Raw genomic sequence first — 13,545 nt, 5'->3', positions numbered from 1 at the left:
ATTATGAACTCATATTATTTAAATTATTTAGAAGAATTAGAATCTGAAGCCATCTTCATTTTACGTGAAGTTTGGGCACAGTTTCAAAATCCTGTAATATTATTTTCTGGTGGTAAAGATTCTATTTTGGTAACTCATTTAGCTAAAAAAGCATTTTATCCAGCCAAAATTCCGTTTGCTTTAATGCATGTTGATACAGGCCATAATTTCCCTGAAACTATTCAATTTAGAGATCAGTTAGTCGAAAAGTTAGGCGTTCGTTTAATTGTGGGTTCTGTACAAGAATCAATAGACCAAGGTCGCGTTGCTGAAGAAAAAGGCAAAAATGCCACAAGAAATGCCTTGCAAATTACTACATTATTAGACGCTATAGAAACAAATAAGATTGACTGCGCCATTGGTGGAGGCCGTCGTGATGAAGAAAAAGCACGTGCTAAAGAACGATTTTTTTCACATCGTGACGAGTTTGGGCAATGGGACCCTAAAAACCAAAGACCGGAATTATGGAATTTGTTAAATGGGAAATATTTTGAAGGTGAGCACTTTAGAGCTTTTCCAATTAGTAATTGGACAGAAATGGATGTTTGGAATTACCTTTTAAAAGAAAATATTGAAATCCCATCACTTTACATAGCTCACGAACGAGAAGTAGTGAGACGTAACGGCTCTTGGATTCCTAATTCTGAGTTTTTAAAATTAGAACCAAATGAAGAGGTGGTTACCAAAAAAATTAGATTTAGAACCTTAGGTGACATCACGATTACTGGCGGTATTGAATCAGATGCCGATACGATGGAAAAAATTGTAGAAGAAGTTTCAACTATGCGCGAAACTGAACGAGGTAATAGAACTGATGATAAACGTTCTGAAACCGCAATGGAAGACCGTAAAAAAGAAGGTTATTTCTAAAAAAAATCAACCAATTACTAACATAAGACTTTAATTCAATATGAAAATAGATCAAAACCAATTATTAAGATTTACCACAGCCGGAAGTGTAGATGATGGTAAAAGTACCTTAATCGGGCGTTTACTCTACGATTCAAAATCAATTTTTGAAGACCAATTAGCTTCAGTAGAGCAAACGAGTAAACAAAAGGGAATTGAAGGCGTTGATTTAGCCTTATTTACAGATGGCTTAAAAGATGAACGCGAGCAAGGTATTACCATTGACGTTGCTTATAGATACTTCACAACTCCAAAGCGTAAATTTATTATTGCTGATACGCCTGGTCACATACAATACACAAGAAATATGGTGACAGGCGCTTCAACAGCTAATGCAGCTGTTATTTTAATAGACGCACGTCATGGTGTTATAGAGCAAACTAAACGCCATACTTTTATTGCTTCATTACTCAATATACCACATGTTATCGTTTGTATTAATAAAATGGACTTGGTTGATTACAAGGAAGAGGTTTATAATAATATCGTTCAGCAGTTTGAAGAGTTTTCTTCAAAACTTCTTATTAAAGATGTTCGCTACATTCCGATCAGCGCACTATTAGGAGATAACGTTGTTAATCGCTCAGAGCAAATGACCTGGTTTCAAGGCTCACCTTTGTTACATGAATTAGAAACACTTCATATTAGTAGCGATATAAATAAAATTGATGCCCGTTTTGCGGTTCAAACAGTCATTAGACCACAACGTGAAGGTTTTATTGACTATCGAGGTTATGCGGGCAGAATTGCCGGCGGAATTTATCGCGTCGGAGATGAAATTACTGTTTTACCATCAGGCTTTACTTCAAAAATAAAATCAATTAATTCAGGTGAACGTGAAATTTCTGAAGCTTTTGCACCTATGTCAATTTCGATGACACTTGAAGATGATATTGACGTCAGCCGTGGAGATATGATTGTACGAACCAACAACCAACCTGAAATGCTTCAAGAGTTTGATGTAATGCTTTGCTGGTTAAATAATGATGCTGCAAAACCAAGAACTAAATATAGTATTATGCATACATCTAATGAACAGAAAGCAATTATTAAAGAAGTGGTTTATAAAATAAATATCAACACCTATGATCGTGTAACCGATGATAAATCACTTAAAATGAATGATATTGCACGTGTAAAGATTAGAACAACCCATCGCTTGATGTTAGATGCTTATCGAGATAATCGCAATACTGGAAGTATTATTTTGGTTGATGACTCTACTAAAGAAACCGTTGCTGCAGGAATGTTAGTTTAAAGATTAATTATTCTATTTTTTTTTATAATTTTAACCAAAATTTTAAATATGAAATCAATTTTAAAAATTACACTAGTTGTTTTTGCTTTTTTAGCAATGGGCTTAACTGCTAATGCACAAGAAATTAGCAACGAGGAAATTAAATCTACTGCAGAAATGCAAGCCAAAAAAATCGGCGACCAAATGGAGTTGTCTGAAAGTCATATAAATCAACTTGAAGCAAGTATCGTGAAATTTCACACAAGCATAGAGCGTGCTGAATCTTCAAACACTGATAAAAAAGGACTTTCAAATCTTAAAAGACGAGCTCATAATTCTTTTAAGAAAGAGGTTAAAGCGATCGTTTCACCAGAACGTTTCGCGTATTTTATGAAATTATACCAATCATTGAACTGATTTCATTTACTAACGACTTAATTAAAAAAGCCACATTACTGTGGCTTTTTTAATTATAAATGACATTTATTAAGTTTATGATTAATATATTTAATATAAATAAAGATTAATAAACTTTATGTTTTAAGTTTGCATTAAAAATTAAAATATGAAACGAATTACAATTGCAAAAGGTGACGGAATTGGTCCTGAAATTATGGATGCAACCCTAAAAGTTTTAAAAGCTACTAAAGCTGACTTGGCTTTTGATGAAGTTGAGATTGGAGAGAAAGTTTATCTTTCTGGTAATACTTCAGGTATTTCAAACGATGCTTGGGATGCAATCCGACAAAACAAAATTTTTTTAAAGGCGCCAATAACAACACCTCAAGGTGGTGGTTATAAAAGTCTTAATGTCACGACAAGAAAAACACTTAATCTATTTGCAAACGTAAGACCTTGTAGAAGTTTTGCACCTTTTATTGATACTAAACACCCAGAAATGGATGTTGTTATTATTCGAGAGAATGAAGAAGACTTATACGCAGGAATAGAACATCGCCAAACTGATGAGGTTGAGCAGTGTCTAAAACTAATTACAAGACCAGGTTGCGAAAAAATCATTAAATACGCATTCGAATATGCTGTTGCTAATAATCGTAAACGTGTTACTTGCTTCTCTAAAGATAACATCATGAAACAAACAGATGGTTTGTTTAGACGTGTTTTTAATGAAATTCGTGCAGACTATCCGCAAATAGAAAGTGATCATCATATTATAGACATTGCTTCTGCAAAACTTGCCAACAGACCACAAGATTTCGATGTTATTGTAACTGCTAATTTATATGGTGATATCATTTCAGATATCGCAGCTGAAATTTCAGGATCTGTAGGTTTGTGTGGCTCTAGTAATATAGGTGAAAAGTGTCAAATGTTTGAGGCTATTCATGGTTCAGCACCTGATATAGCTGGCAAAGGTATAGCAAATCCTACAGGTTTATTGATGGCTGCAGTACATATGCTTAATCATATTGGTTTTAACCAAGAAGCGAAAACGATTGAGGCAGCAATTTTAAAAACCATAGAAGATGGTTTGCACACTGCAGATATCTATAGCGAGGCACACAGTAAAAAGAAACTGACCACAAGTGAATTTGCTGATGCAGTCATTTCAAATTTTGGTCATTTACCACAACAATTACCAATCACTTCAACCGGTGAAGAAAATAAACCTATTTCATTTCATGAATATAAAGTCAAAGAACATAAAAAAGAATTAGTTGGTGTCGATGTATTTTTGCATCATAAAGACAGAGATCCTAATGTATTAGGTGAAGCGCTTTCAAAAGTAAAAGCAGGAGATTTAAATCTAATCATGATTACCAATCGAGGTGTAAAAGTATGGCCGAATGCTCACGAAGAAACCTTCTCTACCGATCACTGGCGTTGCCGCTTTTATGCAGATGGAAATACTGTTGAAAAGCATTTGATTATTGAGTTACTTCAAAATTGTCTAGACGCTAATTTTGATGTAATAAAAACAGAAAACCTTTACACTTTTGATGGTAAAAGAGGCTTTTCTTTAGGGCAAGGACAATAATTAAATCATTGATAATAAGAACGATTAAATAATAAAAAGCAAATCAGATTTGCTATTAAAATTTATAATCGTAAATTTGCACGCCTGTTTCAAAACTGAAATAGGAAAATAGGAATGTTTAATTAAAAAAGTTAAGTGTGAACACATTAAGTTACAAAACAGTTTCTGCTAACAAAAACTCAGTTAATAAAGAGTGGGTTCTAGTAGATGCTGAAGGTCAGTCGCTTGGTCGTTTAGCTTCAGTAGTTGCCAAAATGCTACGAGGTAAACACAAGCCAGACTTTACACCTCACGTTGACTGTGGTGATAACGTTATTGTTATCAACGCTGCTAAAGTTAGCCTGACGGGTAAAAAGTGGGACGCTAAAGAGTATTTGAGACACACAGGTTATCCTGGTGGACAAAGAAGCTTGAAAGCGCAAGAGTTATTTGATAAGAATCCTGATAGACTTATCGAAAAATCTGTAAAAGGTATGTTGCCTAAAAATAAATTAGGTTCAGCATTGTTTAGAAATCTACGCGTTTTTACAGATGCAGAGCATAATTTAGAAGCTCAAAAGCCAAAACAAATTAACATAAACGAACTCGTGTAATGGAGACAATTCACAAAATAGGTCGTAGAAAAACCGCAGTTGCTAGAGTTTACCTTTCAGAAGGAAAAGGTGAGGTGACAATTAACAAGAAAAAAGTTAATGATTACTTTACAACTGGACCATTATTGTATAAAATTGGTCAGCCAATGGAGCTAACTGACAATACAGGGAAATTTGATATTAATGTTAATGTCTTTGGTGGTGGTATCACTGGTCAAGCTGAAGCAATTAGGCTAGCAATATCAAGAGCATTATGCGAAATCAACCCTGAATACAGAAGCATTCTTAAGCCTGAGGGTTTATTGATGAGAGATCCAAGAATGGTCGAAAGAAAGAAATTCGGTCAAAAGAAAGCAAGAAAGAAATACCAATTCTCAAAACGTTAATTGGTCGTCAGGCTGCATAGCCACTTAAAAATAAAATTAATTTTTTTTTGTTAAAAGGCTTTAATGCCAAAACAGTTTAGCATCTAAATAGATAAGGCCAAATAAAATTTGCCACTTATTTATTGCTACTAAAAAACAAGAACGTAAACTATTAAAACAATGGCAAAAGAAGTAGAAGTTAAAGAACTACTTGACGCGGGCGTTCATTTTGGACACCTCACAAGACGTTGGAACCCAAATATGGCACCATATATCTATATGGAGCGTAATGGGATTCACATTATCAATTTATATAAGACCGCTGCAAAAATGCAAGAAACTGCTGACGCACTTGCTAAAATAGCAGCGAGTGGTCGTAAAATATTATTTGTAGCGACAAAAAAACAAGCTAAAGAAATTGTAGCTGAAGAAGCAAAAAGAGCTAACATGCCATACATTACAGAAAGATGGCCTGGTGGTATGTTAACCAATTTCGTAACGATTAGAAAATCTGTTAAGAAAATGGCATCAGTAGACCGTATGAAAAAAGATGGTTCTTTTGATTCATTATCTAAAAAAGAGCAATTACAGGTTAATCGTATGCGTGCCAAATTAGAAAAGAACTTAGGTTCTATTTCTGACATGACTAGGCTTCCAGCAGCTTTATTTGTTGTTGATACACTTAGAGAGCACATTGCAGTTAAAGAAGCACAAAAATTAAACATTCCTATTTTTGCAATGATTGACACGAACTCTAACCCAAGAGATGTTGATTATGCTGTGCCAGCTAATGATGATGCTTCAAGATCTATCAAAAAAGTAGTCTCTTATATGTCAGACGCTATTATTGATGGTGTTAGTGCTAGACAAGAGGCTAAAGCAACTGAAAAGAAAGAAGCTGAGGCTAAAAAAGCTGCTGATGCTGAAGCCAAGAAAGCAGCTGAAGCTAAAAAAGCCGAAGTAGAAAAAGAAGAGGCAAAAAAAGAAGCTGCAAAGTCTGATGAAACTAAAGAATCTTAATTCTTTGTAAGTAAATTACTATCATATTATAAAGTCGTTTGATTTGTCAAAATTTCAAACGACTTTCACATTAAAATTAAAAATTACGTTATGTCAAAAATAACTGCTGCAGAAGTAAATAAATTAAGAAAAGCCACTGGCGCTGGTATGATGGACTGTAAAAAAGCTTTAGTTGAAGCTGAAGGTGACTTTGATACAGCAATCGAAGTGCTTCGTAAAAAAGGTCAAAAAGTTGCTGCTAAAAGAGCCGACAGAGATTCATCTGAAGGTGCTGTTATCGCCAAAGTTAATGCCGATGCATCTAAAGGTGTTATAGTTTCACTTAATTGCGAAACTGATTTTGTTGCAAAAAACGACAGCTTTGTTGAATTAGCTACAGAATTAGCTGAACTTGCATTGAATACATCTTCTAAAGAAGAGTTATTAAAACAAGATTTTAAAGGCTTAACAGTTGAAGAAAAATTAATTGAACAAACAGGTGTTATTGGAGAGAAACTTGAAATTGGTGCTTTCAAAACTTTAGAAGCTCCTTTTGTTGGTTCTTACATTCACGCTGGTAATAAAATTGCTGTTTTAACAGGCTTATCAACAGCTGGAGATCAGGCAGAGGAAGTTGCTAAGGATGTTTCTATGCAAGCAGCCGCTATGAACCCAGTTGCATTAAATCAAGATGGTGTTGATGAAGCAACAATCCAAAAAGAAATCGAAATAGCTAAAGACCAATTACGTCAGGAAGGTAAGCCTGAAGATATGTTAGACAAAATTGCTCAAGGAAAACTTAAACGTTTCTTTAAAGACAATACTTTAGTTAATCAAGCATTTATCAAAGATAACAAAATTTCTGTTTCAGATCACGTCAAAGCTAATCTTGGTAAAGATGCTGAGGTAGTTGCATTTGAGCGTGTTGCCTTAGGGTAAAATAATTTATAACTTAGTTTTAAAAGCCAATTAATTTTATTAGTTGGCTTTTTTGTTTCACTTAGTTATTCAAAAAGTAAACTTCGAATGTAAAATCAAATCCTATAATACCTATATTTGCAAAACAATATCCAGAATTATGCATTACAAACGAGTTTTACTTAAATTGTCAGGAGAAGCACTAATGGGAAATCGTCAATACGGTATTGATCCTGAACGTTTGAACGACTATGCAAAAGAAATTAAAACACTTGTAGAGAAAGGCGTAGAAGTAGCTATCGTTATAGGTGGTGGAAATATATTTAGAGGTGTTGCTGGTGCAAGTAAAGGAATGGATCGTGTTCAAGGCGATCATATGGGAATGTTAGCTACGGTTATTAATGGTTTAGCCTTGCAAAGTGCTTGCGAAAATAACGGGATTCAAACCCGATTACAATCTGCCATCAAAATTAATGAAGTTGCAGAACCTTTTATAAGACGTAAAGCTATGAGACATCTTGAAAAAGGCCGCGTAGTAATTTTCGGTGGAGGTACTGGAAATCCATATTTTACAACCGATTCAGCAGCTGTTTTACGGGCAATCGAAATTGAAGCTGATGTTATTTTAAAAGGAACACGTGTTGATGGTATTTACACTGAAGATCCCGAGCAGAATCAAAATGCTACAAAATTTGATTTTATCACTTTTGAAGATGTGCTCAAAAAAGGTCTTAAAGTAATGGATACGACAGCATTTACTTTAAGTCAAGAAAATGAATTACCAATTATCGTATTCGATATGAATACGAGAGGCAACCTATTTAAAGTTGTCTCAGGAGAAAACATAGGAACAAAAGTTAATCTATAATTTAATTATTACATATGAATGAAGATGTAGATTTTATTTTGGATAGCGCAGAAGAAGCTATGCAAAATGCTATAAAGCACTTAGAAAAGCAATTGATTAATATTAGAGCTGGAAAAGCAAACCCAACCATGCTAAATTCTGTAATGGTCGAGTATTATGGCTCGCAAACACCTTTAAGTCAGGTTAGTAATATTAACACACCTGATGCTAGAACATTGTCAATTCAGCCTTTTGAGAAAGGCTTAATTCCTGAAATAGAAAAAGGTATTCAAAATGCTAATTTAGGATTTAATCCCTCAAATAATGGTAACAACGTTATTATAAATGTACCGCCATTAACTGAGGAACGCCGTCAACAACTGGCTAAACAAGCTAAAGCTGAGGCCGAAGAAGCTAAGGTTGGTGTTAGGAATGACCGTCGAAGTGCTTTAGCTGATTTGAAAAAACTAGACCTACCTGAAGATACGCAAAAAGACTTAGAAGATGATGTTCAAAAGCTAACTGATAAGTTTGTCGCTAGAATAGATAATATCTATGCGGCTAAAGAAAAAGAAATCATGACAGTTTAACTGTTACTTAGTTTACTTTATTGAAAATAATTTGCTTCTTTATTGGTCTTTGTCAAGTAAGCTTAATGCTTGCTCAGCATAAAATAGATTCAATATGTGTTTTTAATGCTGAAGATCAATCAATATATAATGCAATTGCTTACAACCACCAACAGGTTTTTATACAAAATGCCAATGGTGGTTTTGTTTTTTCTAATACAACTGATTCGGTAGAAGTATTTGCACCTAATTTCCATTCAACTTCATTTTTACTGCATAAAAATGCTCAACTTCAACTTGAGCAGAAAGTTCAACTAAATCCAATATCGCTAACGCAAAAAAACCTATTAGATAGTATTATTAGTCAAACTCGTCTTAGAGGTTTTTCAGCTAAAACCTATGAACGAACCAAAATAATTCCCAATAACTCAACTACACCAAGCTTCGATTTACGAAAATCAAGCCGTTTAAACGTTTTTAAAAATTCAACTACAGTTGAAATTGAAGAGATTGATTTAAACGGTTTTGAAAAAGTTAACCAAAAAATGCTTAGTCGTGAAGTGTTGAGTTTTAATATGTTTAAAGCTTATTTAGAAGTTTTCTCTCAGCAGGTTTTTTCTCCGATTGGTAACAAGCGTTATAAAGGCTATGATTTTTTTCAAGTAGTCTCGAAGCCAAATTTTGTTGTGTTCTATTTTAAGTCAAGCCAGAAAATTTCTGACTGGGAAGGTTACGTTATTATTGATTTACAACATCATTCAATCTCAGATGTAGTTTTATTAAATCGCAGCAGCTATAAGGCTTGGACAAGAGTACAGTTTGATAGGGAAAAGAAATGGCCTGTGTCTCAAAATTTAAAAATTTCTGGTGGTGAAGGAGGTCAAAAACTTTCTTTTTTTGGTGGAGGTTTAAATTTTGGGTTAATTCAATCTAGGCTATCAGATTCATCAGAATATGCGCAACTTAATTTTTATAGGCTTTATACATCTCAGCTTGAGTTGCCTAACTCTCAAAATATGAAATTAGTAAACACTTACTATAGAGCCAAAAAAGCATTCCTTGATGAAACGAATTGGCAGAGTCTTGCAAATTTGTTTTTATCACAACCACCCAACCAACCATTGGCACTAAATCAATATATTGAAAATCAAAATTTAAATGGTCGAATAAGGCGAATCAACGCATTCGAACAAGGCTTTTTACCGATTGAATTTTTAGATGTTGATTTAACACGTTTAATTAAAGTTAATAATTATGAAGGCTTTAGATTAGGTTTAGGTTTGCAGACCAATCAACAATTTTCTGATTGGTTTAGGCTAGGAGCTTATTCTGCTTATGGTACTAAAGATACAAGCTTTAAGTATGGTTTTAGTGGTGGCCTAAATTTAAATAAACCTACTAATACATGGTTTAATTTACATTACGAGAATGATATTAAAGAAGTTGGCACAAATGCATATTTAACAGATCAGCGTGTGTATTCAATTTTTGAACCACGTTTAGTTAATATTACCTATTTCTATCAGTACGAAAAATTAGGCTTAAGTCTACAACATAATTTTACGCCACAGTTACTAAGTGAGTTGAGACTTGAAAAAACTGATATAGATCAAACACGTTCTTACTCATTTAGAACTTCCGACGGTATTTTTGAAAATTATAGTCTCTCTACAGCTAAATTAAGTTTACGCTGGATGCCTAACTCTAAAAATATAGCGCTTGATAATCGAATATATTTAGCACAAGAAAATTCGCCATCTATTAGTGCTCAAGTTGAACAAAGCTTTGCAAATTTGTTAGAAGGCGATTTCAATTTTACTAAAGTTAGCGCAAAAGCTAGCTTAAATCAAAGATATGTAAATGGACAACAAACAGAATTTACACTAGAAGGAAATATTGGTTTTGGAGACATTCCAATAACCCATGTTTTTCATGCATTTCCCAACAGCCCTAACAAAGAAAATATTATAAATCGATTTTCGGTAGCAGGTGTAAAAAGTTTTGAAACAATGTATTTTAACGAATTTTTCAATACACGACAAGCAACCTTACATGTTAAACATAGATTCAATAAATTTAAGTTCTCAAACTTATCGCAACCGCAATTAGTTTTGATAAGTCGGCATGCAATAGGTGGTTTTAGCGAAATAGAGCAACATCAACTCGTTAATTTTAATACACTAAACGAGCTGTATAACGAAGCTGGTTTTGAATTAAATAATATACTTTACGGTTTTGGTTTGAGTTTTGCTTATCGTTATGGTGCATATCACTTACCTGTTTTTGAAGACAACCTATCCTTTAAGTTTACCTTTTATCTAAAGCTTTGATTTTAAGTTTGAAATAAGCAATGGTTTTTTACATTTGCAAACTCTAAATATTGATTATGCAAAAGCTATTTAGCTTTGGGTTTTGGAATACAATTGCCGGTGCTATTTTAAGAAATCGTATCTTAATAATTAGCTTAATAACCATTTGTACTATTTTATTAGCTTTCCAGTGGAAAAATATGCGTTTTTCTTACACCGAAGCCAATTTACTTCCTGATGATGCTGAAATTAATTTACAGTATAAAAGCTTTGAAACCATTTTTGGAAATGATGGTAACCTAGTTACTATAGCAACACAAGATTCAAGCTTATTTACAGTTGAAGGTTTTACAAAATGGAGAAATCTTGCCTTAGAATTAGAAAGTTTCGATGAGGTTGAATCTGTCTTAGGGATTCATAACTTGATGACTTTATCTAAGAATGAAAACCCTAAGCGATTTGAATTTACGCCTATTTTAAGTGATAGCTTATCAAAACTATCAGCCGATCGACTTACTAAATACAGAAATCAATTATTTAATAACTATCCTTTTTATGAAGGTTTAGTGTTTAACTCCAAGACACAAACAGTTCAAACAGCTGTTTATTTGAAAGACAGCGTTGTTGATAATAAAGCTAGAAAAGAATTTATAATCCAAAAACTTCAACCTTTAATAGAACACTTTGAGACATCTAACAATAAAGATCTCAAAGTTTCAGGAATGCCATACATTAGAACCTTAAATTCTCAAAATATTGTTGATGAAATACAATGGTTTGTTCTTGCCGCTTTATTAGTAACTTCTTTTATATTCTTTTTCTTTTTCAGATCATTTAGAGCCACTTTAATAGCGATGTTTACAGTTGTAATTGGTGTTATGTGGGCTTTTGGTTTTATTGGTCTAATAGGATATGAAATTACCGTATTAACCGCTGTAATTCCGCCACTTATTATAATTATTGGCATACCAAATTGTATCTTCTTAATAAATAAATATCAGCAAGAAATCAAAAAACATGGTAATAAAGCCAAGTCACTTCAACGTGTTATTACCAAAGTGGGTAATGCAACCTTAATGACTAACTTGACAACAGCTTCTGGCTTTGCGACCTTTATTTTTACTCAAAGTGAGTTGTTAGTAGAGTTTGGTGTTTTAGCTTCTATAAATATTGTTGCTATATTTTTACTTAGTCTATTTATTATTCCTATTATTTATAGCTACATGCCTTCACCTAAAGAAAAGCATTTAAAACATTTAGGTAAACATTGGATTGAAGGTTTTGTAGAGTGGATGGTGAAAATGGTTAAACATCATAGAGTTGCCATTTATTTTATGGCTGTATTTATTTTAGTTTTAAGCATTATAGGAATTTACAAGATTCGCGTTTCTGGCAGTCTGCTTGAAGACATGCCGCAACAAGCTGAATTTTTTAAAGAAATTAAATTTTTTGAAAAAGAGTTTGATGGTGTTTTACCGCTTGAGATCCTAATCAATACGAATCGTAAAAATGGTGTTGTTAAGCTTTCAACTCTTCAAAAAATGGATGCTTTAGAGTCTGAAATTCTTGAGATTGAAGAATTATCAAAACCAATTTCGGTGGTTAATCTAGCCAAATTTGCCAAACAAGCTTATTATAATGGTAATGACAAATACTACCAATTGCCAACGCGAGCTGAACGAAATTTTATGATGCCATATTTTAAAAGCTTATCTAATTCAGAAGATGGTATTACTTCATATGTAGATTCAACAGGTCGATATGCTAGGATGACTATATTCATGAAAGATATTGGTACAGATGAAATTGAGCAAATTGAAAATCGCTTGCAACCTGAAATTGATAAGTTATTCCCTAAAGATCGTTATGAGGTGACATTAACCGGTAAAGCTCTCATCTATCAAAAAGGAACTTATTATTTAGTTAATAACTTAATATTATCTTTAGGTTTAGCTGTTGTGTTAATCGCCATATTCATGGCTTGGATGTTTAGATCGTTTAGAATGATTATTATTTCTTTAATTCCAAATTTATTGCCTTTAATCATGACAGCTGGAATGATGGGTTTTATAGGCATTCCTATAAAACCATCTACCATACTTGTATTTAGCATAGCATTTGGTATAAGTGTTGACGACACCATACACTTTTTAGCAAAGTATAGGCAAGAATTAAAAGCCAATAACTGGAAAATAAGACGTTCGGTTTATCCATCATTACGCGAAACAGCAGTTAGTATGTTTTACACATCTATTGTATTGTTTTTTGGATTTTCTGTTTTTATGATTTCTAGTTTTGGTGGTACAGTTGCCTTAGGTGGTTTAGTTTCTGCAACCTTGTTATTTGCGATGTTGGCAAATTTATTACTCTTGCCGTCGTTATTACTTTCTTTAGAGCGAAGTATAGCCAATAAAGAAACGATGAAGAAACCACACTTACAGATTATAGATGAAGATGACGATGATTAATTAATAAGTATATTAATTACTTATATCATTTAACTTTAGTGTTCAGTTTAAAATCTAAACGTCTGTAAAGTTTTGTATCCTTAAATAAAAACAAAATCCAGCCCGAAGGCTGGATTGTTGTTGTAAGCAATTCCCCAATTTACTTAACAACATGAAGTAATTTTAATGTACTAAAACAATTACTTGTTATAATACTACAGTAAGTTTTACCTCATTAATTTACAAAAGCTATTTCAAATTAGTTTGGTTAGAACTTTTAACTTTTATAAAAGTAAATACTAACCTTTTATAAA

12 protein-coding genes are annotated in these 13,545 nt (G+C 33.1%); all 12 read left to right on the top strand.

Annotation, left to right across the window (positions count from 1 at the left end):
- Nucleotides 1–3 precede the first annotated feature (3 nt).
- The 12 genes from cysD (at nt 4) to IMZ30_RS03480 (ending at nt 13,252) form a co-directional block, all read left to right on the top strand.
- Entirely contained in the window at nt 4–909 is a 906-nt protein-coding gene (cysD, locus tag IMZ30_RS03535) for a sulfate adenylyltransferase subunit CysD (protein ID WP_207039162.1), read from the top strand.
- 40 nt (nt 910–949) lie between these two features.
- On the top strand, nt 950–2,206 hold the full coding sequence (locus IMZ30_RS03530; protein ID WP_207039161.1) for a sulfate adenylyltransferase subunit 1: 1,257 nt from the start codon (nt 950–952) through the stop codon (nt 2,204–2,206).
- Nucleotides 2,207–2,254: 48 nt separating this feature from the next.
- Entirely contained in the window at nt 2,255–2,602 is a 348-nt protein-coding gene (locus IMZ30_RS03525) for a hypothetical protein (RefSeq protein ID WP_207039160.1), read from the top strand.
- A 148-nt stretch (nt 2,603–2,750) separates the two neighbouring features.
- Nucleotides 2,751–4,184 (top strand): NADP-dependent isocitrate dehydrogenase, encoded by a 1,434-nt coding sequence (locus IMZ30_RS03520; protein WP_207039159.1) that lies wholly within the window; start codon nt 2,751–2,753, stop codon nt 4,182–4,184.
- A 137-nt stretch (nt 4,185–4,321) separates the two neighbouring features.
- Nucleotides 4,322–4,777: a 50S ribosomal protein L13 gene (gene rplM / locus IMZ30_RS03515; protein ID WP_073192426.1), complete on the top strand. Its 456-nt coding sequence runs from the start codon at nt 4,322–4,324 to the stop codon at nt 4,775–4,777.
- Nucleotides 4,777–5,163: a 30S ribosomal protein S9 gene (gene rpsI / locus IMZ30_RS03510; protein ID WP_207039158.1), complete on the top strand. Its 387-nt coding sequence runs from the start codon at nt 4,777–4,779 to the stop codon at nt 5,161–5,163. The genes rplM and rpsI overlap by 1 nt, the downstream gene beginning before the upstream one ends.
- A 159-nt stretch (nt 5,164–5,322) precedes the next feature.
- Nucleotides 5,323–6,162 carry a 30S ribosomal protein S2 gene (gene rpsB, locus IMZ30_RS03505; RefSeq protein WP_207039157.1) on the top strand — a complete coding sequence of 280 codons (840 nt, stop codon included), beginning with the start codon at nt 5,323–5,325 and terminating at the stop codon, nt 6,160–6,162.
- A 90-nt stretch (nt 6,163–6,252) separates the two neighbouring features.
- A complete protein-coding gene (tsf, locus tag IMZ30_RS03500) occupies nt 6,253–7,080 on the top strand; it encodes a translation elongation factor Ts (RefSeq protein ID WP_207039156.1) in 828 nt (275 codons plus the stop codon).
- A 139-nt stretch (nt 7,081–7,219) separates the two neighbouring features.
- Nucleotides 7,220–7,927: a UMP kinase gene (pyrH, locus tag IMZ30_RS03495; RefSeq protein ID WP_207039155.1), complete on the top strand. Its 708-nt coding sequence runs from the start codon at nt 7,220–7,222 to the stop codon at nt 7,925–7,927.
- A gap of 14 nt (nt 7,928–7,941) precedes the next feature.
- On the top strand, nt 7,942–8,496 hold the full coding sequence (frr, locus tag IMZ30_RS03490) for a ribosome recycling factor (protein ID WP_207039154.1): 555 nt from the start codon (nt 7,942–7,944) through the stop codon (nt 8,494–8,496).
- 20 nt (nt 8,497–8,516) lie between these two features.
- Nucleotides 8,517–10,805, top strand: coding sequence for a hypothetical protein (locus tag IMZ30_RS03485; protein ID WP_207039153.1), 2,289 nt, complete (start codon nt 8,517–8,519; stop codon nt 10,803–10,805).
- A 56-nt stretch (nt 10,806–10,861) separates the two neighbouring features.
- Nucleotides 10,862–13,252: an efflux RND transporter permease subunit gene (locus tag IMZ30_RS03480; protein ID WP_207039152.1), complete on the top strand. Its 2,391-nt coding sequence runs from the start codon at nt 10,862–10,864 to the stop codon at nt 13,250–13,252.
- The last annotated feature ends 293 nt before the right edge of the window (nt 13,253–13,545 follow it).

It is taken from the genome of Psychroflexus sp. ALD_RP9 (assembly GCF_017311165.1).
Classification (GTDB): Bacteria; Bacteroidota; Bacteroidia; order Flavobacteriales; family Flavobacteriaceae; genus Psychroflexus.
This window is presented reverse-complemented; position numbering and strand designations above follow the sequence as displayed.